General features: G+C 68.8%; 19 protein-coding genes and 5 pseudogenes. 15 read left to right on the forward strand and 9 right to left on the reverse strand.

The window, feature by feature from the left end; genetic code table 11:
- Positions 1-37 precede the first annotated feature (37 nt).
- Positions 38-344, forward strand: a pseudogene (locus ACZ69M_RS10395) (transposase); the annotation flags it as partial.
- A 405-nt stretch (positions 345-749) separates the two neighbouring features.
- Here the strand turns inward: ACZ69M_RS10395 and ACZ69M_RS10400 are convergent.
- Positions 750-2171, reverse strand: coding sequence for an MFS transporter (locus tag ACZ69M_RS10400; RefSeq protein WP_470048488.1), 1422 nt, complete (start codon positions 2169-2171; stop codon positions 750-752).
- Between the two features lie 391 nt (positions 2172-2562).
- On the opposite strand from ACZ69M_RS10400, the gene ACZ69M_RS10405 reads away from it, so the two are divergent.
- From ACZ69M_RS10405 to ACZ69M_RS10445, 9 genes and pseudogenes are all read left to right on the forward strand, one after another.
- On the forward strand, positions 2563-4332 hold the full coding sequence (locus tag ACZ69M_RS10405) for a fatty acyl-AMP ligase (protein ID WP_470048490.1): 1770 nt from the start codon (positions 2563-2565) through the stop codon (positions 4330-4332).
- A complete protein-coding gene (locus ACZ69M_RS10410) occupies positions 4329-10955 on the forward strand; it encodes an SDR family NAD(P)-dependent oxidoreductase (RefSeq protein WP_470048492.1) in 6627 nt (2208 codons plus the stop codon). Before ACZ69M_RS10405 ends, ACZ69M_RS10410 begins: the two co-directional genes overlap by 4 nt.
- A 185-nt stretch (positions 10956-11140) precedes the next feature.
- On the forward strand, positions 11141-12151 hold the full coding sequence (locus tag ACZ69M_RS10415) for an alpha/beta hydrolase (protein WP_470048494.1): 1011 nt from the start codon (positions 11141-11143) through the stop codon (positions 12149-12151).
- A gap of 4 nt (positions 12152-12155) precedes the next feature.
- Positions 12156-13403, forward strand: coding sequence for a glycosyltransferase (locus tag ACZ69M_RS10420; protein WP_470048495.1), 1248 nt, complete (start codon positions 12156-12158; stop codon positions 13401-13403).
- Positions 13400-13591: a hypothetical protein gene (locus ACZ69M_RS10425; RefSeq protein ID WP_470048497.1), complete on the forward strand. Its 192-nt coding sequence runs from the start codon at positions 13400-13402 to the stop codon at positions 13589-13591. The genes ACZ69M_RS10420 and ACZ69M_RS10425 overlap by 4 nt, the downstream gene beginning before the upstream one ends.
- Before the next feature lie 285 nt (positions 13592-13876).
- Positions 13877-14185, forward strand: coding sequence for a hypothetical protein (locus ACZ69M_RS10430; RefSeq protein ID WP_470048499.1), 309 nt, complete (start codon positions 13877-13879; stop codon positions 14183-14185).
- A 770-nt stretch (positions 14186-14955) separates the two neighbouring features.
- Positions 14956-15604 (forward strand): annotated as a pseudogene (locus tag ACZ69M_RS10435) (IS5 family transposase); the annotation flags it as partial.
- A 173-nt stretch (positions 15605-15777) separates the two neighbouring features.
- Positions 15778-16173: a DUF3592 domain-containing protein gene (locus ACZ69M_RS10440; RefSeq protein WP_470048501.1), complete on the forward strand. Its 396-nt coding sequence runs from the start codon at positions 15778-15780 to the stop codon at positions 16171-16173.
- A 307-nt stretch (positions 16174-16480) separates the two neighbouring features.
- Positions 16481-16690 carry a hypothetical protein gene (locus tag ACZ69M_RS10445; RefSeq protein ID WP_470048503.1) on the forward strand — a complete coding sequence of 70 codons (210 nt, stop codon included), beginning with the start codon at positions 16481-16483 and terminating at the stop codon, positions 16688-16690.
- Positions 16691-16776: 86 nt separating this feature from the next.
- Here the strand turns inward: ACZ69M_RS10445 and ACZ69M_RS10450 are convergent, their stop codons facing one another.
- Together ACZ69M_RS10450 and ACZ69M_RS10455 are read right to left on the reverse strand one after the other, a co-directional pair.
- Entirely contained in the window at positions 16777-17157 is a 381-nt protein-coding gene (locus ACZ69M_RS10450; protein ID WP_470048505.1) for a hypothetical protein, read from the reverse strand.
- Positions 17158-17552: 395 nt separating this feature from the next.
- Positions 17553-17849: pseudogene (locus ACZ69M_RS10455) on the reverse strand (DNRLRE domain-containing protein); the annotation flags it as partial.
- Positions 17850-17902: 53 nt separating this feature from the next.
- Between ACZ69M_RS10455 and ACZ69M_RS10460 the strand changes: the two are divergent.
- Positions 17903-18649 (forward strand): phosphotransferase family protein, encoded by a 747-nt coding sequence (locus tag ACZ69M_RS10460; RefSeq protein WP_470048507.1) that lies wholly within the window; start codon positions 17903-17905, stop codon positions 18647-18649.
- An 82-nt stretch (positions 18650-18731) separates the two neighbouring features.
- Here the strand turns inward: ACZ69M_RS10460 and ACZ69M_RS10465 are convergent, their stop codons facing one another.
- From ACZ69M_RS10465 to ACZ69M_RS10480, 4 genes and pseudogenes are all read right to left on the reverse strand, one after another.
- On the reverse strand, positions 18732-18872 hold the full coding sequence (locus tag ACZ69M_RS10465) for a hypothetical protein (RefSeq protein WP_470048508.1): 141 nt from the start codon (positions 18870-18872) through the stop codon (positions 18732-18734).
- A gap of 51 nt (positions 18873-18923) precedes the next feature.
- Positions 18924-19253, reverse strand: a pseudogene (locus ACZ69M_RS10470) (transposase); the annotation flags it as partial.
- Positions 19238-19924, reverse strand: coding sequence for an alpha/beta hydrolase (locus ACZ69M_RS10475; RefSeq protein ID WP_470048510.1), 687 nt, complete (start codon positions 19922-19924; stop codon positions 19238-19240). The gene ACZ69M_RS10475 and the pseudogene ACZ69M_RS10470, both read right to left, overlap by 16 nt.
- A 160-nt stretch (positions 19925-20084) precedes the next feature.
- Positions 20085-20321: pseudogene (locus tag ACZ69M_RS10480) on the reverse strand (transposase); the annotation flags it as partial.
- Positions 20322-20415: 94 nt separating this feature from the next.
- Here ACZ69M_RS10480 and ACZ69M_RS10485 point away from each other — a divergent pair.
- From ACZ69M_RS10485 to ACZ69M_RS10495, 3 genes are all read left to right on the forward strand, one after another.
- On the forward strand, positions 20416-21105 hold the full coding sequence (locus tag ACZ69M_RS10485; RefSeq protein ID WP_470048512.1) for a helix-turn-helix transcriptional regulator: 690 nt from the start codon (positions 20416-20418) through the stop codon (positions 21103-21105).
- 32 nt (positions 21106-21137) lie between these two features.
- On the forward strand, positions 21138-21650 hold the full coding sequence (locus ACZ69M_RS10490; RefSeq protein WP_470048514.1) for a DUF3291 domain-containing protein: 513 nt from the start codon (positions 21138-21140) through the stop codon (positions 21648-21650).
- A 212-nt stretch (positions 21651-21862) separates the two neighbouring features.
- Positions 21863-22315 (forward strand): MarR family winged helix-turn-helix transcriptional regulator, encoded by a 453-nt coding sequence (locus tag ACZ69M_RS10495; protein ID WP_470048516.1) that lies wholly within the window; start codon positions 21863-21865, stop codon positions 22313-22315.
- A 112-nt stretch (positions 22316-22427) separates the two neighbouring features.
- On the opposite strand, the gene ACZ69M_RS10500 is transcribed toward ACZ69M_RS10495, so the two are convergent.
- Together ACZ69M_RS10500 and ACZ69M_RS10505 are read right to left on the reverse strand one after the other, a co-directional pair.
- Positions 22428-23693, reverse strand: a complete 1266-nt coding sequence (locus ACZ69M_RS10500; protein ID WP_470048518.1) for an FAD-dependent monooxygenase — start codon at positions 23691-23693, stop codon at positions 22428-22430.
- 18 nt (positions 23694-23711) lie between these two features.
- On the reverse strand, positions 23712-24569 hold the full coding sequence (locus tag ACZ69M_RS10505) for an alpha/beta fold hydrolase (RefSeq protein WP_470048520.1): 858 nt from the start codon (positions 24567-24569) through the stop codon (positions 23712-23714).
- A gap of 77 nt (positions 24570-24646) precedes the next feature.
- On the opposite strand from ACZ69M_RS10505, the gene ACZ69M_RS10510 reads away from it, so the two are divergent.
- Complete coding sequence (locus ACZ69M_RS10510) at positions 24647-25501, forward strand: AraC family transcriptional regulator (protein ID WP_470048522.1); 855 nt, start codon at positions 24647-24649, stop codon at positions 25499-25501.
- The last annotated feature ends 130 nt before the right edge of the window (positions 25502-25631 follow it).

A 25631-nucleotide genomic window follows, 5' to 3' on the forward strand; every position in this document is an offset into this window, starting at 1 on the left:
CCCGCTCGACCAGCAGTACCGCCGCAGTCGGTGCCGCGGCGAGGGCGGGCTGCTGCAGCTGTTGACCAAGCGGGTGCTGGAGTCCGGCCTGGAAGGCGAGATCACCGACCACGTCGGCTATGAGAAGCACGACCCGGCTGGGAAGGACAACGGCAACAGTCGCAACGGCACCTGAGCGAAGACCGTGCCGACCGACGTCGGCCCGGTGGAGGTGAGGGTGCCCCGCGACACCGCCGGCACGTTCGAGCCGCAGATCGTCAGGAAGCGGCAGCGCTGGCTGACCGGCGTCGACGCGATGAGTGCTCTCCTTGTCCGCGAAGGGCCTCACCCACGGGGAGATCTCGACGATGTGCGCCTGCTGGAGGCTCTTGGTGACGGCATCGTCGGCGGAGCGGGCGTCGATCAGCTTATGGAAGGTGGCCTGGTGCAGCCCGAGTTTCCGGCCGACCGCCGCCTTCGATACCCCTTGCGCCCACAGCTCGTGGACGGCGGCATGCTGCTCACGCGGCCGGACGGCCAGGTTCTCGCCCTTGCGGCCGTCGACAAGATGAAGTGGACGGTGGGCGGCCATGTCGATCAGGACCGTGCCGTAATGGCGTGCCTCACGGAAGGTGAAGTCGTCCACGCCGAGCACTTCCACGGGGCCGACATCGCGCTCGGGCAAGGCTCTGACCAGCCGCAGCAGCACGTCCCTGCCCACGGAGATGCCGACTGCCGCCGCCAGGCGGCTCCTGCCCGATCGGACTGTGTCATGGCCCTGGCTTCGAGGTGCATGCGGACGCGCCCCTGTCGCCTTCCGGTGTGCTCCTGCGGTGGCGCAGTGCCCACAACGCGACGGGAGCTCCCGCCGCGACCAGCGCCGAGGCGAAACACAGACCGGCTTGGTAGCCGGAGAGAAAGGCACCCGAGTCATCGGCCCCGGCGGCGGCTTCGGCATGCTCCACGAACGACACGATGGCGCCCACCAGACCGATCCCGACGACTCCGGACGCCTCGCGGGCGGCGCTGAACAATCCGGCCGCGAGTCCGGAAAGGTGATCCGGTGAGGATTCCAGAGCACGAGTGGTGAGCGGAACGGCCAGTGCGGATCCGAAACCGAGAGCAGAAAGTCCGGGCAGAATGTCGACGAGCCTCCCTCCCGAACTGCCCAGCGTGACCATCAGCAACCCCAGGCCGACCAGGAGCAGACCCGCAGCGGAGAGCCGTCCGTCTCCCCAGCGGCGCGCCATACGTGCGATGAAAGGGGTGGTGACGATCAGGGAAAAGGCCACGGGCATGAATGTCAGCCCGGCCGGCGTCGGGGCGAGGCCGAGGCCGTTCTGCAGAAATCGGGACGTGAAGAAATAGACTCCGCTCACGCTCAGGCCCCACAGCAGTTGAGTAATGATTCCGCCGACGAAAGGGCGTTGCCGGAAGAGGGGGCGCAGCACGGTGTTCCGGTGCGATGTCAGTTCGTAGCACAGGCCGACGGCCGATGCGACGAGAACGCCCCCTGACGTGGCAACGGGAAGGGCGCCCAAGCCCTGTTCAGGCCCTTCGATCAGGCAGTAGGCGAGGGCTGCCAGCGAGCAACAGGCCAACGCGATGACGCGGAGCGAGAGTGTGGCCGAGGCCGGGGACGCGGCCGGGGACGCGGCACGGGCCGAGGGGCCGGGCCGGAGAGCGAGGAAGCCCACCAAGAGACTGACGCAACCCAGTGGTGCGTTCATGGCGAACACGGACTTCCAGCCCAAGTGTTGTGTCATGACACCGGAGATCACAGGGCCGAAGGCCAGCGCGGACGCCAACGCAGCAGTGGTGGCGCTGAAGGCGGCATTGCGCACGCGAGGCGGCAGATCGTGCGACTGGACTGCCAGTGAGGCAGGCAGGATCAGCGCAGCGCCCGCTCCCTGCAGCCCCCGGTAGGCGATCAGCGCCATCCCGGAGGTCGACGCACTGCACCCGACCGATGCGACGGTGAAGAGTGCGACACCGAGCGACAGCGTCGTATGCCGCCCGACGGTGTCCGCCAGATGCCCGCCCAGCAGCAGAAGGCTCGCGAGGGTGAGAGGGTAAATGGCCGCCACCCATTTGAGGTCAGCTTCGCCCAAGGCGAGTTCGGCCTGAATCTGAGGCAGTGTCACATTGACGACTGTGTTGTCGAGGGCGGTCATGAAGGACGGCAGCAGCACGGCCACGAGGATGGCGAGGACACGCAGTCGGCTCACAGTACCTGCCTTGAGTAGCGCCGACGGTGGTAAGGGGCCGCCACGTTCCGCGTGCCCTTCCTCGTACTCTGCCCCGTGGGCATGGCAAGCGCGACTCCCGAGCGCCGTTATTACGGTATCCGGTGTGCTGTCGGAAAATCCGCTCGCTTTCCGGTAGGTCGACCGGGCGGGACTCGCCGAGTGGCGCTGCATCTCATGTACGCCTATATGTTTGAGTGATCACTCGTACTGCCACCATGCATTGGGGATGGCTGACAGGCGGCGACTGCTGTCGTCAAATCTCCTGAATGGCTGACGGCCGAGGAGCCTCGCTGTCCGTCGAGAACGAAGGTTCGGTGACTTCATGCTGAGATCCATGGAAGACACGATCAGTCATCATCTCACCCGGGCCGCGGAGCAGGCCCCCGCCGGAAATGCGTTCACTTTCGTGGACTTCAGTACCGTTCGCGAAGGAACCTCCGTCTCTCTGACGTGGCGCCAACTGGAGAAGAGGGTCCGCACCCTCGCGGCGGCCCTGCGTCACGCCGGTGCGGACGGCGAGCGGGTGGCCCTCGTGGGGCCGCAGAACCTGGACTACGTCGTCGGCTTCCTCGCGGCCACGTGCGCCGGTGCGATCGCCGTTCCCCTGTTCCCTCCGACTCTGCCGGGCCATGCGGAGAAGCTGGCCGCCGCGCTCGCCGACGCCGACCCGGTGCTCGCCCTCACCAGCCCCGACTCGCTCCAGGCCGCGGAGAAGTTCTGCGCCAACCAGGACGGCCTGCGCGTGCGTGTGGTCACCGAGGAGGACCTGCTCTCGGGCGGGACGTCATGGGTCGAACCGGCGGACGGTGAGCATTCTCATCCGAGCCCCGAGGAGTGCGCCTACCTGCAGTACACCTCGGGCTCCACCCGCATGCCGTCCGGCGTGGAGATCACCCACGCCAACGTCTGCGCCAACGCACGCCAGGCACAGAAGGCGTACGGCATCCGAGCCGGGCACAACTGCACCGTCGGCTGGCTTCCGCTGTACCACGACATGGGGCTCGTGCTGGCGATCGTGCTTCCCGTCGTCGGGAACGTCCACTCCGTATTCATGGATCCGCTGGCCTTCGTGCAGCAGCCCGTCCGCTGGCTGCGACTGCTCAGTGAACACCCGGGAGCGCTCACCGCCGCCCCCAACTTCGCGTACGACTACTGCGTGCGCCGCGTCACCGACGAGGAGCGCGTAACGCTGTCGCTGAAATCGGTCGCCGCCATGGTCAACGGCAGTGAACCCATCGCCAAGCAGACGCTTCAGCGGTTCCAGGAGGCCTTTGCCCCCGTCGGCGCGCTCCCCACGGCGATGCGTCCGTCCTACGGGCTGGCCGAGGCGACCGTGTTCGTGTCCGCCTCACCGGCCGGTGAGGAACCCACCGTCACCTCCTTCGACCGCGACGCACTGGCGGCCGGCACTGCCCGGCCGGTCGAGGGCACCGGGGGACAGGCCGTGAGCGTCCTGGTCGGCTGCGGGCGACCCACCGACCAGGAGGCCGCCATCGTCGATCCGGTCGGCCTCGTCCGGCTGGAGGACGGGCGTGTGGGCGAGATCTGGCTGCGCGGCCCCAACGTCGGACGCGGCTACTGGGGAAGCCCGGAACGGAGCGAGGCGACCTTCCGCGCCACCCTCCACGGCGACAACCCGGGCGAGGGGACGCAGCACTGGTTGCGCACGGGAGATCTCGGAGTGTGGCACAACAACCACCTCTACATCACCGGTCGCCTCAAGGATCTCGTGATCATCGACGGGACCAATCACTATCCGCAGGACATCGAGCACACCGTCGAGCATGCCCACCCGGCGATCCGCCGTCATCACACCGCGACGTTCTCGGTCCCCACCGACGACGGAGAACGCCTGGTCGTCGTAGCCGAGCACGCCCGTGACCTAGCGGAACCCCACAGGCTCCGGGACGAGGTGACACGCGCGGTACGCGTGGCGGTGTCCGCCGGTCACGCCATCGCGATGCACGACTTCGTCCTTGCCCAGCCCGGCACCGTACCCCACACCACCAGCGGGAAGGTCGCCCGCGGCGCTTGCCGTGAGCGTTACCTCCGGGGTGACTTGACCTCTGACACGCACGTACAGAGAGAGACCGACGACGTATGAACCAGCCAGGCGGACACCAGGACAGCCGCTCCGGATCGGGCGCTGCCGAGCTGCGGAGCGCACTGGTGCAGCTGGTCTCGGACATCAGCGGCATCTCGCCGGAACAACTCGACGACGGCCGGCCTCTGGCGGAGTACGGCCTCACCTCCCGCGACGCCGTCGGACTGACCGGCGAACTGGAGAAGATCCTCAACCGGTCACTGTCGGCCACGCTGCTGTGGGAGTACCCCACCATCGGACAACTCGTTGCCGCGCTGACGAACGCCGGCCAGACCGATGTCGCGCACTCGGACCTGCAGCCCCGTACACCCGATGAGGCGGCCGCCATCGCCCGCACCGACGACGATGCCATCGCCGTCGTCGGGATCGGGTGCCGTCTGCCCGGCAACGTACACGGGCCGGACGCGTTCTGGGACCAGCTGATGGCGGGCATGGACACGGTCGGCCAGGTGCCCGAGAAACGCTGGCCGAACTTCGCCGGCACAGCGCCCGAGGTCACCGCCCTCATGGAATCCACCACACAGTGGGGCGCTTTTCTCGACGACATCGAGGGATTCGACGCCAAGTACTTCGGCATCACGCCCGACGAGGCCGAAGCCATGGATCCCCAGCAACGGCTGCTGCTCGAAGTCGTCTGCGAGGCGCTGGACCACGCGGGATTACCCGCCCCCGCCCTGCAGAGCACGCCCACCGGCGTCTTCGTCGGCCTGAGCGCCCTCGAATACGGGCATCTGACCACCTCGGACCCCACGCGACTGACCCCGTGGACCAACACCGGAGCCGCCGGCAGCATCACCGCCAACCGCGTGTCTTATCTGCTCGACCTCCGAGGCCCCAGCATCGCCGTCGACACCGCCTGTTCGTCGTCCCTCGTGGCCGTGCACCTGGCTTGCCGCAGCCTGCGGAGCGGGGAGTGCGACACAGCACTGGCCGCAGGAGTCAATCTCCTCCTTTCTCCGGCGGTCACAGCCTCGCTCGACCAGGCCGGCGCGCTGGCCGCGGACGGCAGGTGCAAACCCTTCGACGCCGCGGCGGACGGATTCACCCGCGGCGAGGGCTGCGGCGTCGTCGTGCTCAAGCGGCTCGCCGACGCCCTGCGCGACGGCGACAGGGTGCTCGCCGTCATCAGGGGCACCGCCGTGAACCAGGACGGCCGCTCGGCGGGCCTTATGGCACCCAACCCGGCGGCGCAGGAAGCGCTGCTGCGCGACGCCCTGCGCGACGCACGCATCCACGCGACCGACGTCGATTACGTCGAGGCGCACGGGACCGGCACCCTGCTGGGAGACCCCATCGAAGCGACCGCCCTCGGAGCGGTCGTCGGACGTGACAGGCGGCCCGACCAGCCACTGCTGATCGGATCGGTCAAGAGCAACCTGGGCCACCTCGAAGGTGCGGCCGGCATGATCGGCCTGATCAAGACCGCGCTGGCCCTGCATCACGGCCGTATCCCGGCCACCTTGCACTTCCACACCCCCAACCCCCACGTCGACTTCACCGAGCTGGGCCTGCGCGTGGTCACCGAACCGACCGCATGGCCCACCCCCGGCAACCGTCCGGCGCGCGCGGGTGTGTCGGCCTTCGGCTTCGGCGGTACGAACGCCCACGCCGTACTCGAGCAGGGGCCCCCGACCGGCGTGCAGCCCACGCGGGCCGACGACGAAGAGGCCGGCCAACCGCACATCCTGGTGGTGTCAGCCCGTTCCTCGGACCGGCTCGCCGACGCGGCCGCGAGTCTGTCGCGATGGGTGGCGGCCGACGACGCGCCAGCCCTCACCGACCTCGCCCACACGCTCGCCTCGCACCGCCGTGGCCCGTCCTGCGCCGCCGTCGTCGCGCGGACCCGCTCCGACGCGGCTGCCGGGCTGGCCGCGCTGGCCCAGGGGGAGACGGTTCCCGGCGTGGTGGCCGCGTGCACCGACGCACGAGCGGCGCAGTCGTTCACAGCGCAGCAACCGGTCTTCGTCTTCTCCGGTTACGGCTCACAGTGGGAAGGCATGGGGCGGCGCCTGTTGACCGACGACGCCGTCTTCGCCGCCCAGGTATCCGCGCTCGATACACACTTCCTTGCGGAGACCGGTTCCTCCCTGACCGACATGCTCATGTCCGATTTGACCAAGACGGCGGACCGGATCCAGCCGCTGATCTTCGGAATCCAGCTGGCCCTGGCGCGGACCATGCAGGCCCGCGGCGTGGAACCCGCCGCCGTCATCGGACACTCGATGGGCGAGGTCGCAGCCGCCGTCGTCGCCGGCGTTCTCGACGACCGAGACGGAGTGCGCGTCATCGTCCGCCGATCGGCCCACCTCGCCATCCTCGAAGCCGAACAGACCGGCGCGATGGCCGCGGTGGAGCTGCCCGTACAGTCCCGGACGGCCGTCCTCAGCCGCTTCCCCGGTGTCGAGGTCGCCGTTCACTCCTCGCCCCAGCGCTGCACGGTGGCCGGCCCGGCCCAAGCGGTGCGCGACCTGGTGGACGAGCTGACCGGTCAGGACCGGCTCGCCCGACTGCTCGAGCTGGGCGGAGCCTCCCACACCGCCTCGGTGGATCCCATCCTGGCGCCGCTGAGCGAGGATCTTGCCGACCTGCGCCCGCACCCACCCGCCACACCCTGGTACAGCACAGTCCTCGATGATCCCCGCGCAGGCGCGGCAGCCGATGCGAGCTACTGGTGCGCCAACGTCCGCCGGCCAGTGCTCCTGCAACAGGCGGTGACAGCGGCAGCCGAGGACGGCCACACCCTGTTCCTGGAGATCTCGCCCCACCCCATCGTCGTCGTCCCCCTCACGGAGAGCCTCGACGCCACCCCGGCAGGGGACCAGGCGCTGATCCTCCCGACCCTCCGCAAGAACACCGACGACACCGTCCAGCTACAAGTCGCACTGGCGCGGCTGCACTTCGCCGGCGTCCCGATGAACCCTGGGCTGTGGCCCGCCGGTGCGCGCATCGCACTCCCCACGCCCGCGTGGCGGCACGAACGGTTCTGGTTCCCCCGCCCCGCCCGATCGACCGAAGCCGGCGGCAATCCCCTGCTGGGGGTGCGCACCGACGACCCGAGAACCGGCGCGGTGCTGTGGCAGGGAGACGTCGGCACGAGCTGGCACGGCACTCACGGCACGGTCCACGGCAGAGCGGTGCTGACCCTCGCCGAGGCCGCGGAGCTGATGATCGAAGCCGGCCTGGACCTATGGGCCCGAGAGGGCATCACCCACCTCGGCATCGAGGACCTGCGGATCCACCAGTGGCTCGCCATCTCCAGCAGCACCCCCCTGACCACGGTGTGGGAACCGGAATCCGGCACACACGGAACCATCACCCTCCACGCCCGTGGCGCCGAGACCGTCTGGCATTGCTACGCCTCGGCCCGTGTCACCCGCGCCCCGAAACCCCAGGGCGAGCCTCACCCCGGGCCGGAAACGAAGCCGACGCTCACCCGGCACTTCATCCCCGAGGACCCCCGGTCCCCTCACCGGCCGTCCTACGCACATGTCCTGACCGCCATGCTGGAGGCGCAGGACGCTGCGGACACACCACCGGTCGGCGACCGCGCCGTCCAAGCCGCCGCACATACCGTCCCGGTCGGCGTAGGGTCCCTGCTCATCAAGGGGCCGGGCATCCTTGACGTCGGCTATGACATCAGTTGCACGCCCGCCGACGGCGCCGGCCCGACAGACGCGGACGTCGACCAGTGGCATGTCTCTGCCCGGGGCGACACGAGCGAGATCGTCGCCCGGTTCGTTCAACTGCGGCCCGTCGAGCGGCACGAAGTGCCACGGTCCCTCGAGACGTGCACCTACGACATCCAGTGGGAGAAGTCCACCGTTCCCCTGCCGTCGATGCGTCTGCAGCGTGCCCTGCTCATCAGCGACGAACCGGACGCCGAGGACGGCGCCACGGCCTCGCTCGTGGCAGCCCTGGAAGCCGGCGGTGCCGACGTCACGGCGACCGATGCCCGGGACGATGCCTGCGACGCCGCACTTGACGCCTGGCTCAACAGCCCGCAGGACGGCCTGAGCGCCGTAGTCCTGTTCTTCCAGCAGGACGAACGTGACGACGACATGCGGACACTGCACAGGGCGGTACGGTTGGCGCGCCGCCTGGCCGGCGCAACGCACGGGCAACCGCCACGCCTGTGGATGGCCACCGTGCTGGCACAGGCGACGGGGTCCGGGGAACCCGGGACGCCGTCTGTCGCCTGCCTGCGTGGACTCGTCCGGGTTCTCGCGCTCGAACACCCTCAGCTGCGGGCCTCGCTGGTAGACATCGACAAACAGCCCGGAGCGCTCGACGACCTTGCCCGCGAACTCCTCGCGGGCAGCGACGCGGACGAGGTCGCCTGGAGGGCCGGCACACGCCTCACCGCGCATCTCGCCCGGGCCGACCTCAGCGCCCAGCGCAACGACACCGTGGCCTTCACCCGTCCCGACGGCGCGTACATCATCACCGGGGGCCTGACGGGACTGGGTCTGGCTACGGCAAGCCGGCTCGCCGAGCAGGGTGCCGGGCGCATCGTCCTCAACGGACGCCGTGCCCCGGGACCCGAGGCCCAGCCCGTCCTGGCCGAACTGGAGGAACGGGGGACATCCGTCGCCGTGGTCCAAGGGGACATCGCGGACCTCGATGTGGCCGCGAACCTGGTGCGCGCCGCGCTCGCCGACGGCCACACCCTGCGCGGCATCGCGCACTGTGCCGGAGTCCTGCACGACGGCATGATCACCGACCTGGAACCGGCGGATGTCGACACGGTGCTGCGGCCGAAGGCCGTAGGAGCCCAGAACCTCGAGGCGGCTATCGCCGACCACGATCTGGACTGGTGGGTCATCTACAGTTCCGCCGCGGCACTGCTCGGCTCACCCGGACAGTCGGCCTATGCGGCTGCCAACGCCTGGCTCGACGCCGTGGCTCACCGCCGCAGAGCCAGCGGCCTGCCCGCGACCTCCATCGCCTGGGGCCCGTGGGAGAACGTCGGCATGACGGCCGGGAACCAGATGCTGGCGCTGGAGCCCATCCAGGTGAGCGAGGGAATGGACGTCCTGCAGGCACTCGTCGCCCTCAACTGCGCGCACGTGGGCGTCGTCCACCTCGACGCGGAGCGCGTGCTGGAGGCGTTCCCCGGCCTGTCCGCCATTCCCTTCTTCTCCGACATCTTCGAAAACGGTTCGCCCGGCGCCGACGACTGGGTCGGACCCCACGGCATCGGGGCTCTCGGCAGCTCCGCCGCAGACACGGTGTACGCACGCCTGGTCGGAAGAACGGCGGCCATCATGGGATTCGCGGCCGCCGAACTCGGCGAGACGGTCCCGCTGACCGAACTGGGCCTGGACTCCCTGGTGGCGGTACGCATCCAGAACACGATCCGCCAGGACTTCGGCATCGACGTCCCCGCCTCCCGGCTGCTGCGCGGCGCCAGCCTGCGTGAAATCGGTCGCGCGGTGCTCGAACAACTTGGACTCGACGCCACGGAGCCGACGGCTGGTTCCCAGCCGACGGCGCCCGAGGACACTTGCCGGGCCGAGACGTCCACACTCACGCTGCCGACCTTCCTCGGCCCCAGGGACGCTGCGGAGCGGCTGGTCGCGAGCTCCTGGGCCGAAGTCCTGCGGCAAGGGCCGAGGGACATCCGGGAGGACTTCATCACCGCCGGCGGAGACCAGGCCGCCGCCGCGGCCATGGTGGACGTCATTCGCCGGCGCCTCGGTGACGACACCGAGTTGAGCCTGGCGGCCGAGGCCATCCTCGCCCAGCGCACCGTCGCAGCCGTCGCCGAACTGATCCGGCCCGTCGTCAACCGAACCGGCAGGTCGGCACTCACCACTCTGCGTCCCCCGCTCCCCGGGTCGGAACGGCCCCCGCTGTTCACCTTCCACCCCGCCGGTGGCCCGACCTCCGTCTACCTGCCTCTGACGGGGCTGCTGCCGGCCGAACAGCCCGTGTACGGCCTGGAACGCGTCGACGAGCTGAGCACCATGGAGGAGAAGGCGGCCCGCTACCGCACACTCATCCATGACATCCAGCCGGAAGGGCCCTACCACCTGCTCGGCTGGTCATTTGGAGGGTGCCTCGCCTACGAAGTGGCGCTTCAACTGAGGGAAGAGGGACAGGACATCGGGCTTCTCGGGCTGATCGACACCATCCTGCCCCCCGTCCTGCCGCAACCGGAGTCACGGGAGTTCCTGCTCGAGCGTTTCGGTCGTTTCGCCGAATACATCGAGAAGACGTACGGGCACCGCCTCGACTTGCCCTACGAAGAGCTGGCGGCCACCCCGGACGATCAGCAGATCGACGTCGTCATGCGTCTGATCGCCGAGGCAGGACTCGACATGAGCCCAGGGATTATGGAGCACCAACGGACCTCGTACATCGACGCCCGCGTCGGCGAACGGTATGTCCCCCGCCCCCAGGAGGGCCACGTGGTGCTCTATCGCGCCAAGCAACTGCAACAGCTCACCGCCGCTTTGGACCCGCGCTACCTCCGGCAGGACGCCGACCTCGGGTGGGCGCCCCTGTGCCACACCCTCGAGATCGTCCCGGTCGACGGCGACCATCTGTCCGTCATCGACCCCCCGCACGTCCAGACCATCGTGCAGCACGTCACCCGGGCCATGGGCTGGCCCACCCGGTGATCAGCACACCGCGCCTGTTCCGCAGGGCTCCCCTGTGGAACAGGCGCAACCGCTTCTCACCCGCCAGAGCACGGCCTGCGAGCGGGTGATGCCGGGCCCGGTACCCCGCGAACGCAGCTCGGCTGTACGGACCATTGCCCTCTGTTGAACGGGGTGTCTGCTGGTGGTGATCAGCACATTTCGTCATGCTCTCGCCTGTGTGGGTCACTCTTCTGAAGTACGCGAAAAAGAACCTGGTCTTTCTCTGGCTCGCTGCGGCTCTCCTCTCGACCGACGCGCACGCGGCTGAGTGGAAACCGGATGCCTCGCCCTGGCCTCACCATGCGGAGGCCAGTGTCACTGGCGTGAAAGTCATCGACAAGCGAATGCGCGATCTCATGGTCAGTTCTCCAGCGATGGGAACGTCCATCCCGGTCCGCGTCATTCTTCCCGTGCACTGGAAGGAAAAGCCGAAAGCCACCTTTCCGGTTGTCTACTTCTTCCACGGCGGCGACGACGACTACACGTCCTGGACACGCGAGACAGACGTGGAAGCGTTGGCGAAGAACTCTGACGTGCTGGTCGTCATGCCGGACGCCGGAAGGAATGGCTACTACAGCGACTGGTTCACCGGCGCTCCCCGCTGGGAAACATTTCACACCCGCGAACTCGTCCGGCTCATGGAGAAGAAGTTCCGTGCGAGCCACTCACGAGCCGTCGTGGGACTGTCCATGGGAGGCTTCGGCGCACTCAACTACGCGGCGCACAACCGGGGGATGTTCCGTTACGTCGCCTCAATGAGTTCCTACGTGGATCTGAACGACGCTGCCGTGCGCCTGGAACTCGCGCTCGGTACCGGGAAGGAGGGTATCGACATCAAGGATGTCTGGGGCGACCCGGTGAAGAACGCCGACGTCTGGCAAGCCCACAACCCTGTTGCAATGCCCCGTGCCTTCCGCGGAACGCACGTCCATCTCTCCGCCGGCAGCAGCCAGCCCGGACCGTTGGACAAGGAACACTCCTCCGGAGTCGTGCTGGCGAGCGTGGTGGGCGAGGCACCGCTGCCGGGGCAGATCAAAAGATTCGCGCGGTCGCTCCACTCTGAGGGCGTCGACGTCACGACGCATCTGTACACGCCAGGGACGCATTCCTGGCCGTACTGGCAGGCGGAGTTGCACAGCATCTGGCCGTCGGTCATGAAGTCGATCGGGTCGTGATTTCATGCGAACAGTAGTGATCTTCGCCGCGGGATCCCGCGGCGACGTCCAGCCCTGCCTGGCACTGGGGCGAGCCCTGCTTCGTCGGGGCGACACGGTGAGGATCCTGGCCAGTCTCCGCTATCGGCATCTGATCGCCGAGGCGGGCCTGGATCTTCATCCCCTTCCGGTCGACCCGGTGGAGATCGTCGAGTCGGCCGAGGGGCAGGAACTCCTCGCCGGACGACGGAACCCGGTGGCGTTCATCCGTCATATGGACCGGGTCCTCCGACCCCGCATGATGTCGATGCTTGAGGAGACGCAGGTCGGTGCGAAGGGAGCTGACCTGGTTCTGGCACCAACCTTCAGCTTCCTCGGTCTTCACCTGAGCGAGTACCTCCAGGTCCCGCACGCAGTCATTCACTACCAGCCTAGCCAGCCCACGAAGGTCTTTCCGCACCCGTTCGCGCCGGCTGCCCGGATGCTGGGTGGCGTGGGTAACCGGCTCAGTTTCGGTGCCGTCGACCTCGGGTCGTGGATGGTGTTCCGGCGGTTCGTCAACGCATGGCGCCAGGAGAGTCTGAGCCTCCCGGCGTTGTCCCTGTCAGCCCCCTTCCGGCTGGTTCGCCAAGCCCCCGTGCTGTGTGCGTTCAGCCCCACTGTCGTGCCGCGGCCGTTCGACTGGGGACGGAACGTCCACATCACCGGCTTCTGGCAGCACGATCAGCCGACGTGGACCCCCCCAAGGCGACTGCTTGCCTTCCTGTCCGACGGCCCCCCGCCCGTCTACGTCGGATTCGGCAGCATGAGAACCAGCGACCCCGAGGCGACCGACGCCCTCGTACGGACGGCCCTGCGTCGGGCGAACCTGCGTGGAGTGCTGCCAGGGGACCCCGCAACCAGCGAGGACGACATTCTCGTGGTCGGCGACACCCCCCACGACTGGCTGTTTCCCAGGATGGCCGCTGTCGTCCACCACGGCGGAGCCGGCACGACGGCCTCGGCACTGCGTGCCGGACGACCCTCCCTGATCTGCCCGTTCTTCGGAGACCAGCCCTACTGGGCCGCACGGGTGCACGAACTCGGCGCGGGGCCCGCGCCTCTGCCGGTCCGTAAGCTCACCGTCGCCGCCCTCGTCCATCGCCTGCACGCCCTTACCGGGCATGCCCCCTACACCGAGACCGCGCGTCGGCTCGGCCAGGCCCTGGAAGCCGAGGACGGCATCGCCCAGGCCTGTCAGGTCCTGGACCGGCTTGGAGCCGGCTCTGCGTGATCACGGCTGACCAAGACGTCCTGGAACGCTTCCGTTGCCGGGCTCGAGAGCTTGCACAGTTCCCGCTCGCTGACCTCGACGTCGATGTCCTCGCGCTTGATGCCGGGAAGTTCCGCCTCGACCACGAGGTGTCGTCCGTTTCGCGCAGGTCGGCCAGGGGCGAGAAGGGCGCGACACCGGCGGCCTGAGGAACCGGCTCATCCGATCAGCCGTTCGTGACCCCAACTGCCCCCAGACTCCTCGGTCTTCGCAAGGGCTCGCAAGCTCCCGGTGAGCTGAGAGGTGTTTCCCGCGAGAGGCTCGGACCACAAACGTCATCGACTGAATCACTGATCACTGGCGTCAGCACCGCACATGACGGGGCCGGTGAACCCGTCCGATCACAGGGCTCCAGACCCGGTGGTGCTTCAGGTTTCACCGGCCCCGTGAGTCACCATGAGTGGGTGCTCGTTGTTCCCGGCAGGATGGCAGGCATGGGTCACTGGGTGCAGGAGTTCTCGGGTTGCCCCGACTCGAAGGACTACCAGCAGATCACGGATGATGAGGAGCCGGGCGATGTGGTGCTGCATGAACGCCCGGGCGGTCTTGGCATCGTGGACGGGTTCGTGCGTGAGAGCGTCGACGACATGATGATGGTGGCCCGCTTCCGGTGGGTGGCCGGTGGAGCCCCGTCCGCGGTGGCACCGGCGGTACTACGGGCAGCCGGACTTTTGCCCCTCGCGCGGCGGGCTGTGTGGCCGGTGTGTACGAGCAGCGAGCTGGATGCCGGCGAGTCCGCTTGAGGGGCGTCCCGAGCCTGCTTTTGAGACTGCCGTCGTGGCTGTGTGCGACGACCGCCGCGTACAGCCTTCCTCCTACTCCTCTGTGGCGGGCTCTTCTGTCTCGGTCTCCTCGGCTGTGGTGGGGCGGGTTCTTCTGCTTCCGCCTCCGCTGCCTCGGGGGTCGGCTCTTCTCCCTCTGCAGGGACGGCCTCGGTCGTGGCCGCCGACATCTCCTCGAGGGGAGAGCCTCCGCCGCTGCGCCTTCGGCCGCAATGGGCTCCTGCTGGACGTACAAGGGAATAACCTTCAGCGCTTCATGTCCCGGCGACTCGCTTCGTTTGAAGGAGTACGGAAGCTACACGTCAGCCGACGCCGGCCGACGCCGGCTGACGGATCCAACACCTCTCGCGGGGTGCCCATCGTGGCAGGCCGCCGCGCAACGGCTGGCACGAAGCCAGTGCGTTGAAGACGGACGACCACTCCGCCGGAGAGGTTGGGGCCCACCGTTGGATGTAATCGTTATCCTCCCAATGGCATATGGCGGCAACACTTACCAGAGGCGAACACCCAGATGGCCTAATGTGATGTGATGAAACTATTGGTTCGCATGCGAAGCGCATGACGCCCAAATGGTTTGGTATTTTCGCTAGATCGTCGGCGACCTGGCCGCTCGGCTGGTCTCCGCGCGGGTCAACAACGTTCGCAACAACGGCCCCCAGCTCCTTGAAGAAACCGCACCGCAGATCGCTTCGATTGACCGCGACAGCGTAGGGACGAGCCGCCCGTCCCTGCGCGACGCACACGACAGGCACTGCAGGTTGTCGGCGGACGGCACGTGGGAGAGGATCCTGCAAGCTGTCCAGGCCGACGCCGATACCGAGGGCAGGATCGACTGGTCCCTGGTCGGCGTGGACTCCACGGTGTGCCGCGCTCACCGGCACGCCGCCGGCGCCCGCAAGAAGGCGCCGCGGAAACCCGGCGAGCGCACCCGCCCCGCCCAGCACCGTTCCGATGAAGTCCTCGGCCGTTCACGCCCTGCTGGTGACTCCCGGCCAGTGGGGCGACGCCCCGCAGCTGATCCCGGTCCTGGAACGCCTGCGCGTTCCCCGTCCGGCCGGTGGGCGCCCTCGCACCCGGCCGGACCATCTGAGCGGCGACAAAGCGTAATGCCCGCGGCGCAACCGCCGTTACCTGCGCCGCCGCCAGATCGGCCGCACCATCCCCGAGCCGGAGAACCAGCGGGCAAACCGGCAGCGGCGCGGCAGCGCAGGAGGCCGGCCCAACGGCTTCGATGAGGCGCGGTACGCCCGTAGGAACGAAGTTGAGCGCCTGATCAACAAGCTTAAGATCAACCGGGTCGTGGCGATGCGCTTCGACAAGCGGGCTTACGTCTTTCACGGGACGGGCACCCTCGCCGCGATCAGGCTGTGGCTCCGGTGATGACCTCGGCTTCAGGGAGCGGGGCGGCCCTTCGTGGCCCCCCGCCACGACCACGGAAGCCCGAGGAGCCGGTGTGCCCGCGCACCTTCGTGAACCACCGGGCTGCGTGCCGCGTCCTCCTGATGCGCGGCCTGTGCCGGGCGGGCGCTGCGCGAGGGGAGAGCAGGGCAAGGATGACGGGTCAAACGATCGGTATCGGGCTGGCCGTATTGGCGGGCCTGGTGAGTCTGTGGGCCAGTGCCCGGGAGGCACGGCTGCAGATGCGGCTGAGCCGCTACGGGCTGCACGCCGAGGGGGTGGTGGTGGACCAGGAGCACAGGTCGGCGGACGATTATTCGACGCCCGTCATCGAGTTCACCGACCGGCAGGGCCGACCCGTCAGGTTCCGGCCCCCCACGACAGGGACGGGGCTGGCCCTCGGAACTCATGTACCGGTCGCCTACCTGCCCGAAAGGCCGAAAAGCGCACGGGTATTCACCCGGAAGTACCGCCTGCATCGGATCGTCGGCCTGTTCTTCGGAGCCATGCTCTGCCTCGGCGTCGCGGCTGGGTGCCTGCTCACACGCTGAGCTTGCTCTCCGTCCTCGTTCTCACTGACGGATCCACCGCCAGACCCGTCACGGGACCCGTCAGACACGCCCTGGAGCGTGTCTGACGGGTCGCGTCATGCAGACCGTCCCCACCCCCGGAGCTGCCATCGCTCCGCCATCCGTCCCGCCTTCCCAGTCGGTCGCGAAGGCCTTGGGCGGGCCGGGTCAGCGGCCCCGCTCCCGACAGCCATATCACCCGAATGGCGCAACATGATGTGCCACCCATATGGGTGAAGATCAAACTGGCTAGTGCCCCAACCGAGGCAATCCGTGAAAGGGAAACCACATGCGCATTCGACGAATCCTCGCCGCCGTCATCGCCACGGCAGCCCTCGCCGGACTCGGCCTCACAGGCGCCGCCTCCGCCGCCACCGCACAGGGTGCCCCGTCGTACGTCACCCCTTCTCAGTGCAGGGAGGGCGGCGGAGAGCCCCGGATCGACTTGCCGGGCAACCCCTGCGTGGGCGGTACACACGACGGCCAGGCGGTCGACTAGACCCCACAAGGCGCCCCGCAGCCACGCGCCGCGGGGCGCTCCCGCGCGAGCGTGGCCGGGGGAGTCGCGGGGACTGTGCCGACCCGTCAGACCCGCCCTGGCGTGCTGCTGTCCGAGGGCTTCTCCGAGACCACCTTGGTGGCGGAGTTGCCGGTCGGCAGGTAGGTGCTGGAGACCTGCCAGGTCGTCGCCGAGGAGTCCACCTTCGCGAACGTTGTGGTGGTGCCGTCGTCGTCCTTCAGTGTGAAGGAACCGGTCACCGAACCGGTCAGGGTCAGATCCTCCGAGCCGGGCTCCGGCTTCCAGCCGCCCGAGGAAGTGGCGGTGAATCCGGTCTCGTCGCCGTCGACGTCCACCAACGCCACCGAGGTGGATGAGGTGGACGACGTCTTGCGGACGAATGCCCGGTCGGATGCGCTGAGTTCCGCCGTGGTGCCTGACGTCCACTGCGGACCGAAGATCGCCAACTGGCCTTCCCTGTCGGCGCCCGCGGTCGGGCGCCGTCGTAGCCGCGCACACGCATGCGGAGGTGGGCTGCGGCCAGCTGACTTGCGCTGGGGATGGTTGGTTTCGCTGTGGCCCCGGAGGCCACCGAGGCCGAGGTAGCGGTGTAGGAGTACGTGGTGTCCGCGTACGCCGGGTCGTTGGTGATCTCGAAGTGGGCCTTGACCGTGGAGCCGTCCGCGTCCGTCACCTTCGCCGACGGCGTCGGGGTGTAGGTCGTCACGTACCGCTTGCCGCAGTAGGCGTTCACCGTGCTCGGCGAGATCGCCAGTGAGCTTGTCGTCGCGTACGAGTTATAGGTCACCACCAGCTTCGGCGCGTAGCCGGAGGTCGTGTGGTTCGCCGAGCCGAAGCGCCGCCAGGTGGTGGAGTCGGTCTCGCTCTCGCCGCGGATCTGGAGGCCGTGGTTGGCGGAGCCGTCCGCCCACGCCTGCACGATGCTCTGGAGGTTCCGGTTCGACCGGTTCACCGAACAGGTGGAGCCGCCCCAGTGGCCGGTGATGCTCGCCTGACCCGTCGTGGTCGTCGACGGCTGCGCGCCCCAGGTGATGGCCGAGGACGACCAGGTCGAGGTGATGCGCTTGGCCAGGGTGGCCGGGCCGGTGGTGGCGCACGTCGCCGAGTAGTAGTTGCGGGACGCGGTCAGCCGCGTAATCGCACGCGATAATCCCGGCGACGTCGGCGATCATCCCGGGATACTGGTCGCCCATGGATGAGGTCAAAGTGGTGGTCGCCCATTCCGAGCGCGCGACCCTGCGTGTCGGCGACGTGTTCTTGAAGGTGGACGCCGATCAGGCGCGCATCGACGTCGAGGTCGAGGCGATGGCCTTGGTGCCGGTCCCGACACCGGAGATCCTGTGGCGCAAGCCGCCCGTGCTCGCGATCGCCGCCGTCCCGGGGACGGTGCTCGGCCGTCTCGGTGAGCCGTCGACCGCGTCGTCGGCGGCGTGGGCTGCGGCGGGTGCCGCCATCCGGCAGTTGCACGAGGCGCCGTTGCCGCCCTGGGCAGGCCGGCGCCGTCGGGGTCCCGACGAGTTGGTGGCGGAACTCGACGGCGAGTGCGAGTTGCTCGTGACGAACGGCGTCCTGCCCGCCGACCTGGTCACCCGCAACCGCCAGGTCGCCGAGGCCGCGATCCGGCCGTGGACTCCGGTGTTCACGCACGGCGACCTGCAGATCGAGCACGTCTTCGTCGACGGCGACGAGGTCACCGGCATCATCGACTGGTCCGAGGCGGGCCGGGGTGATGCCCTGTTCGACCTCGCCACCTTGACGCTCGGACACGAGGAGCACCTCGACGACGTCATCGCCGGTTATGGCACCGACGTCGACCTCGACGTGATCCGCGCGTGGTGGTCGTTGCGAAGCCTGCTGGGGGTTCGCTGGCTGGTCGAGCACGGCTTCGACCCGTCCGCGCCGGGCTGTGAGGTCGACGTGCTGAGATCCCGGATGTGAGGCTGCGCGAGTCCGACTGCTGCGAGTGCGTTCTGACGCATCGAGCAGGACATACCCTGGGGCGCATCGCTTGCCCTCACTCTCAACAAAGTGCGGTGCGCAGTTGTCGCCGGCAGATGACGGCGCAGCCGAGGGTGACGAACGCGTGGTGGATGTCGTCGCGGATCTCCCAGCGGATGCGCAGGCGGCGGAACCAGTGCAGCAGCGCGATCGCTCCTTCCACGACCCAGCGGTACACGCCCAGGCCGGAGCCGTGCCCGGTGCCGCGCGGGGCGATGCTCGGGGTGATCTGGAACCGGCGGACCTTGTCCTGGTAGACCTCGTGGTCATGGCCGCGGTCGGCGTACAGATACTTGGGGCGGCGCAGTGACCGGCCGCGCTTGCCGCGGATCGGTGGGACGGCCTGGATCAGCGGGATCAGTTGGGTGACGTCGTTGCGGTTACCGCCGGTGGTGATTGCCGCGAGCGGGATGCCGTGCGCCTCGACGATTACTGAACGTGAAAGCGTGATGTCGTCGCAAGGAGGCGGCCCGCTCGGTCCGGGGGTCGCCTCCCTGCGTGCGGTGCTGCGGTCGTTGTCGGCGTGGCCTATGCGTTGAGGGATTTCGCGGCATCACGGATCACGTCGAGGACGAAGTCGGGATGCGAGAGCATGGGAACGTGGCTGCTGTCCACGGGACGGATATCGGCGCCCATGCGCTCGGCGGCAGACCGCTCCAGGTCGGGGTGCACGGTGTGGTCGCTGTTGGCGACGATGTACCAGCTCGGCTTTGTCCGCCAGGCGGTGCCGGGAACCTGCTGATTGAACAGGTCCGCCACTGGCACAGCGCCCGTCGCCAAGACGAGCTTCTGTTCCGCTTCCGGGAGGTCGCCGCAGAAATGCGGGACGCCCGAGGGCTTGAGCCACACGCGGCCGTCAGCGACGTCCACGTGCTCGAAGATGGGCGTGCGGGGGAATTTGTCCTGCTGTTCCTGCGACGTCTCGTCCTCGTCCGGGGCGAGCGCGGCGATGTACACCAGAGCGCCGACGCGGTCGTGGGTGCCCGCTTTGGTGATCAGGGTCCCACCGTAGGAGTGACCGACCAGCACGATCGGGCCGGGGACGTGGTTGAGCGTGAAGTTGACGCACGCGACGTCGCTTTCGAGCGAGTCGAGGCCGTGCTGTGAGGCGAAGACCTCATGGCCTTCAGCCTGGAGCGTGGGGATGAGCTTGTTGAAGCATGACCCATCCGCCCAGAGTCCGTGGGCGAAGACAATGCTGGGCTTGCCCGCCATGACATTTCCTCCTACAGAGAGATCGAATACGCGATATCGCCTCATGTTGCATGTTCAGTGCCTTGTGTTGCGTGATGGTCAGGCGTGTCGCCCAACCCCAATCGTTTGTCCTGCTACTGACCCGCAATGTGTGATGCCGTCATGGCGGATCGGCGGTGATCAGGTCGTCGGGGCCGGCGAAGGCCCGGTTGGCCAACGTGGTGCGCCGCAGCACGGACCAGACACCCTCGACGGGGTCGAGGTCAGGTGCGCAGGGCGGCAGTTGGTAGACGGTGAGCCAGTCGCGGTCGGCGACGTAGCGGCGCATTCCGGCCGTCAGGTGGGTGTTGAGATTGTCCCGGACCAGGACGATCGGGCCGCCGAGTCGCTGGTGCGCGGTTTGGATCAGGTCACGCCACCTGCATCCCAGACAGTCCACGTGAGCCGGGCGCACTGGCCGGGGTCGGGTCCGCCGTTCTATCTCCAACCTGTGTTGTTCCTAGAATGGCCGGGTGGAGGACATTGACGCGATCGCGGCGTTGCAGGATCCGGTGCGGCGCCGCCTGTACGAGTACGTGGCGGCGCAGGGCCGTGAGGTCGGGCGCAACGAGGCCGCCGAGGCGGCCGGGGTTGCGCGCACGCTCGCTGCGCACCATCTGGACAGGCTGACCGAGGTCGGGCTGCTGGAGAGCGGCAGCCGCCGTCTGTCGGGCCGCTCGGGGCCGGGGGCGGGCCGTCCCGCCAAGGTGTACACGCGGGCGCGGGCGGAGCTGTCGGTGTCGCTGCCCGCCCGCGACTACCTCACTGCCGCCGAGCTGCTCGCTGAGGCGGCCGAGCAGGCCGGGCTGGATGCCGGGCTGTGTGCGGCGGCGCGCCGCCGGGGTGAGGTTCTGCGTGGCTCCGCGGCGCCCTGCGGTGGTCTTGAAGAGGCCATGGAGATGCTGGCCGCCCGCGGCTACGAGCCGCACCTGGAAGGCGCCGAAGACGCCAAAGGGGTGTCGGGGGCGGCCGCGAGTGTCGTGCGGATGCGCAACTGCCCCTTCCATGCCGTCGCCGAACGCTTCCCGCCATTGGTCTGCGGCATGAATCTCGCGCTGCTGGAGGGGCTGTTCGGCACGGACGGCCCCGTCCGCGCCCGCATGGACCCCCGGCCGGGGGAGTGCTGCGTAGTGGTCGAGAATTCTAAAAACAACATTGATTGACATAGAAATGGGGGCCATGCTGGGATGAGGCCATGACCGCATCCGTGCATGCCGCCCACCTCGCCCACCTCAACGTCGCCACGCTCCGACACCCCCTTGACGACCCGCGCACGGCGCCGTTCGTCGAGATGCTCGACCCGGTCAACGCCTCCGCCGACGCCGCGCCCGGCTTCGTGTGGCGGCTCGTGGAGGAGGGGGCGGCCGACGCCACCGGCCTGCGCCCGGCGGGCGACGACGTCATCGTCACCCTGTCGGTGTGGGAGACGCAGGAAGCCCTGTGGGACTTCACCTACCGCAGCGGGCACCTGGAGGCCATGCAGCGGCGCCGCGAATGGTTTGAACGGCACGTCGAGGCGCACCTGGTGCTCTGGTGGGTCCCCGTCGGCCACCTTCCGACCGTTGACGAGGCCCTGGAGCGGCTGGCGGACCTGCGGGCGCACGGGCCGTCCCCCCACGCGTTCACCTTCGCCTCCTCCTACACCGCAGCCGAGGCTCTCCCGCACCTTCAGGCCGCGCCGCCAACGCAAGCTGAAGCAATTAACTGATCCACTGGTCTTGACCATTACTCCACGGCCGGCGGAGGTTGCTCCTCCCGCCGCGCCGTCATCGTGGCCGCCGTCGCTCAGCCTGGTGGCGCGCATGTGGATGCGCGGCCCTTCAGTCCGGTGAGTGCCACGCGCACAGATGGTGGGGAGGGGCCCCTTCGCAGATGCGAGTACATGCTCGTATCCTGGGGGGTGAAGCTCTGGAGTAAACGATGACCGCTCCGTCAACGAATCGCGACGACCCGTGCAACAACCTGGCGCTACGCAAGGCGGCCCGGTACCTCGGCGCGACCTACGACAAGGCCCTGGCCCCGGTCGGTCTTCGTGCAACGCAGTTCAGCATCCTGCAGAAGCTCAGCGCCCACGGAGAAGTGACGATCACCACCCTTGCCGACATGATCGCCATGGACCGTACGACGATGGCCTCGAACCTCAAGCCGCTCGCGCGGGAGGGCCTGGTGACCGTCGAACCATCGGCCGTCGACCGCCGCGCACGGATCGTTGCGCTCACGCCGGACGGCCTCGCCCGAGTGAAGGCGGCGCTGCCGCTGTGGCAAGCCGTGCAAGCCCAGTTCGAGGAGCGCTTCGGAACCGGTGACGCAGCTCAGCTGCGCACGTCCCTCGGAGCCGTTCTCCAGACCGGCTTCGAACCCTGGGCTGAGTAGGGCACAACTCCGGGGAGTGTGGCTCCGACCGGCCCCCGGTGCACGTCAGGCGTGCGGACTGCTTCTTCGCCAGTTCCGCGAGCCGGGCCGGCAGCAGGGCGGTGAGCGCTTCTCACTCCGTCCCGAGCCCGCCTCCGGGGTCGCTCGCGAGGTCGGCCCGGCCTCGCGATGTGGTGGGTGACGGTGGGTAGTCGTCGATGGCCATGGAGTCGTAGAGGCGTGCGCTCTTGGTGGTGAGGCGGAGGAGGGCGCGGCTGGGCCCCGCGGGCAGGGCGGAGATCAGGCGGGCGCCCTGGGCCAGTCCCTGCACGCCGAGACGTGAGGTGGGGATCAGGGTCTTCGCCGCGCTGAGCGCGGCCGAGCGGCTGCCGCGCACGTGCTCCGCCATCGCGCGCTCGTAGGCGGGGAAGGCGCGCTCGTGGTCGCCGTCCGCCCGTGCCAGCTCTCCGGCGAGGACGTACGCGCCGACGACGGCCAGGCTGGTGCTGCCGCCGACGGCCGGGCCGGGGCAATAGCCCGCGTCGCCGACGAGCGTCACTCTCCCCTGCGACCAGGTGTCCGTGCGGAGCTGGGTGATGGAGTCGAAGTAGAACGCCGGGGTGCGGTCGAGTTCGCTCAGCCAGCGGTCCACGTCAGGGTGCATGCCGTCGAACGCACTGCGCAGCAACTCCTTCTGCCGGGGCACGTCTTGGTGGTGGTAGTCGAGCTCGCGCTCGCTGCGGAACAGGAACAACGCCCGCGCGTCGCCGAGGTGCCGCGCGCCGTACATGCCGGCAGTGCGGCCGACGCCGACGTGCATGAGGAGCTCGCCGTCGAGCCCGGAGCCGTTCGGCAGGGACAGGACCCCGAGGTAGGCCCCGATGAAGGCACTGAAGCGGGACTCGTTGCCGAACCCGAGGCGGCGCACGGTGGAGTGCAGCCCATCCGCGCCGACGACGAGGTCGAAGCGGCGCGGCGCTGCGTTCTCGAACCGCACCTCGCCGTCGGGCGAGATCGCGGTGATCGAGTCACCGAAGATGTACTCGACGTCGTCGCGCGCGGCATCGTAGTAGATCTCGGTCAGGTCGTCGCGCATGATCTCCACGTGCCGGTCGGAGGTGGCACTGAAGATCTTGGAGAGGTCCACCCGGACGGGACGCCGTGCGCGCTCCCGATGGACAGTCATCCGGTGGGTCCCGATGGCCCGCTCCTCGATGCGCGGGAGCACACCCATCTTCTCCGAGATGTTCATCGCGGGCCGGAACAGGTCGACCGCGTGGCCGCCGGTCCTGCGCGGAGTCGGCGCGCGCTCAACGACTGTGACGCAAAAGCCGTGCCTGGTGAGCCAGTACGCCAGCACCGGACCGGCGACGCCGGCGCCGGAGACGAGAATCCGCATGGCACCCCTCCTTGTCATTCAGTCCACCCGTACGGCGTGGATCGTGGTGAAGGCCAGCAGGGGGATGGCGGTCCGCGGGGGATCCTCGAGTATGGGTGAGTGTCCGAGACCGGGCAGCAACTCGACTGTCGCGCCCGGAACAGCGCGGTAGTCGGCGGCGGATGAGGATCGCCACCGGCGGTCTTCCTCGCCGAAGATCACCAGCAGCGGCTTGCCGAGGGCCGCCAGCCGGTCCGGGAGTGCCTGCTGCTCCAGGTAGTCGCGGGTGGACTGCATCGTTGTGGTGAGCGTGTGGTGGGTCATACCGCGCACATCGTCCAGAAGTTCTGGTGGGATCTGGTAGCCCGCTCGGCTGAAGCCGGTGCTCGCGAACCGGCGGATCTGCTCGTCGGTCGGCGGCCACTGCGCGAGTCCGACTGCGGCGGACTGCGGTGCGATGAAGGCGTCCAGGCCCGGTCCGGTGTTGATGAGCGCGAGCGCGGTCACAAGGCCGGGCCGCTGTTCGGCGAGGGCGGTGGCGACCACGCCGCCGCTGGAATGACCGACGGCCACGGCGTGCTCGACGCCGAGCCGGTCCAGTACCGCTCCGGCCCGGCGTGCCTGGTCCGGGAGCGCGTAGCTGCGGTCGGCCGGTTTGGCCGACCGGCCGTGCCCGAGCAGGTCGATCCGGATGACGCGGTGAGATCCCGTCAGCAGCGGAACCATCGGATTCCACGAGCGGGTCGAGGACGCCGTCCCGTGGATGAGCAGCAGTGCGGGGGCGTCGCGGGGGCCGTCCTGGCATACGTGGATGTCGCCGTCGTCCAGCGACAGGGTCGAACTCTCGGTGGCCTCGGCGCCGCCCTTCATGTGCGGTCCGCCGTCAGAAACAGTCATGCGCCCACTGTCGCCGTCGGGACCCACCGGCGGATTGGACAAATGTTCCCGTCAACCGGCTCACGTAGCATGGGCGGGTGCGGACTTTCATGCACGGTGCGGCGTTGTGGGACGTCGCATGCCCGCAGCGTCCCAGCCGGGTGGCCGGTGTCACGATGGCCGGGTTCCGTGTCCGTGAACTGGACGCGCTCAGGATGGTTCCGCACCCGGCCGTGACCCTGCTCCTGGAGTTCGGCGCCGGCTCGCCCGTCGTTGACTGTGCCGCGGGGCGGCAACAGCGGGGAAGCATGGTCGCCGGGCCCGGGTTCGGGTCGGGAGGCGCGGTCCGGGCGTGGGGAGAGAACGTCGAGTGCGTGCAGGTGCGCCTGTCCCCGGTGATCGCACGCGCGGTTCTGGGCGCCTCGCCCGCCGACCTCGATGGCGCCGTCGTGTCCTTGGGCGACCTGTGGGGCCGGGAGGCGTCCCGGATTCGCGAGCGACTGGGCAACGTCCCGTCGTGGCAGGATCGCTTCGCGTTGACGGACGCGCTGCTCGCCCGCCGGTATGAGGCGGGGCCGCCGGTGGACCCGGAGGTGTCCTGGGCCTGGCACCGGATCATCGGCAGCCGTGGCCTGGCCCGGGTCGACGGACTCGCGGCCGAGGTCGGATGGAGCCGTAAGCGCCTGTGGTCCCGGTTCCGGTCGCAGCTCGGCCTGCCGCCCAAGCGCGCCGTGAGGCTGGCCCGCTTCGACCACGCCGCCCACCGTCTGGTCGCGGGTGAGGGTGCGGCCCAAGTCGCGGCCGACGCGGGCTACGCCGACCAGTCCCACCTGCACCGTGACGTCATGGCGTTCACCGGGGCAACCCCCGCGACCGTGGCCGGCGAGCTGTTTCTCGCCGTTGACGACATCGCATGGCCCAGCCGCGGAACACCCGACAAGCCTCACGTCTGAACGTCGCGGCGGCCACTTGCATGCTCTTTCAGCGGGAGGGGCGACGTGTGGAGGCCGAGTTGATCGAGCGGCCCGCCTTCTACCGGGGGGCCGCACATGGAAAGGGAAGGGGAGAGGGCCGTACCGGACC

This window comes from Streptomyces sp. NPDC107454, from assembly GCF_055582885.1.

Coding starts and splice junctions, on each gene's coding strand:
- ACZ69M_RS10405 (WP_470048490.1), top strand. CDS start 2,563: ATGGAAGACACGATCAGTCATCATCTCACCCGGGCCGCGGAGCAGGCC.
- ACZ69M_RS10410 (WP_470048492.1), top strand. CDS start 4,329: ATGAACCAGCCAGGCGGACACCAGGACAGCCGCTCCGGATCGGGCGCT.
- ACZ69M_RS10415 (WP_470048494.1), top strand. CDS start 11,141: ATGCTCTCGCCTGTGTGGGTCACTCTTCTGAAGTACGCGAAAAAGAAC.
- ACZ69M_RS10420 (WP_470048495.1), top strand. CDS start 12,156: ATGCGAACAGTAGTGATCTTCGCCGCGGGATCCCGCGGCGACGTCCAG.
- ACZ69M_RS10430 (WP_470048499.1), top strand. CDS start 13,877: ATGGGTCACTGGGTGCAGGAGTTCTCGGGTTGCCCCGACTCGAAGGAC.
- ACZ69M_RS10440 (WP_470048501.1), top strand. CDS start 15,778: ATGACGGGTCAAACGATCGGTATCGGGCTGGCCGTATTGGCGGGCCTG.
- ACZ69M_RS10445 (WP_470048503.1), top strand. CDS start 16,481: ATGCGCATTCGACGAATCCTCGCCGCCGTCATCGCCACGGCAGCCCTC.
- ACZ69M_RS10460 (WP_470048507.1), top strand. CDS start 17,903: ATGGATGAGGTCAAAGTGGTGGTCGCCCATTCCGAGCGCGCGACCCTG.
- ACZ69M_RS10475 (WP_470048510.1), bottom strand. CDS start 19,924: ATGGCGGGCAAGCCCAGCATTGTCTTCGCCCACGGACTCTGGGCGGAT.
- ACZ69M_RS10490 (WP_470048514.1), top strand. CDS start 21,138: ATGACCGCATCCGTGCATGCCGCCCACCTCGCCCACCTCAACGTCGCC.
- ACZ69M_RS10495 (WP_470048516.1), top strand. CDS start 21,863: ATGACCGCTCCGTCAACGAATCGCGACGACCCGTGCAACAACCTGGCG.
- ACZ69M_RS10500 (WP_470048518.1), bottom strand. CDS start 23,693: ATGCGGATTCTCGTCTCCGGCGCCGGCGTCGCCGGTCCGGTGCTGGCG.
- ACZ69M_RS10505 (WP_470048520.1), bottom strand. CDS start 24,569: ATGACTGTTTCTGACGGCGGACCGCACATGAAGGGCGGCGCCGAGGCC.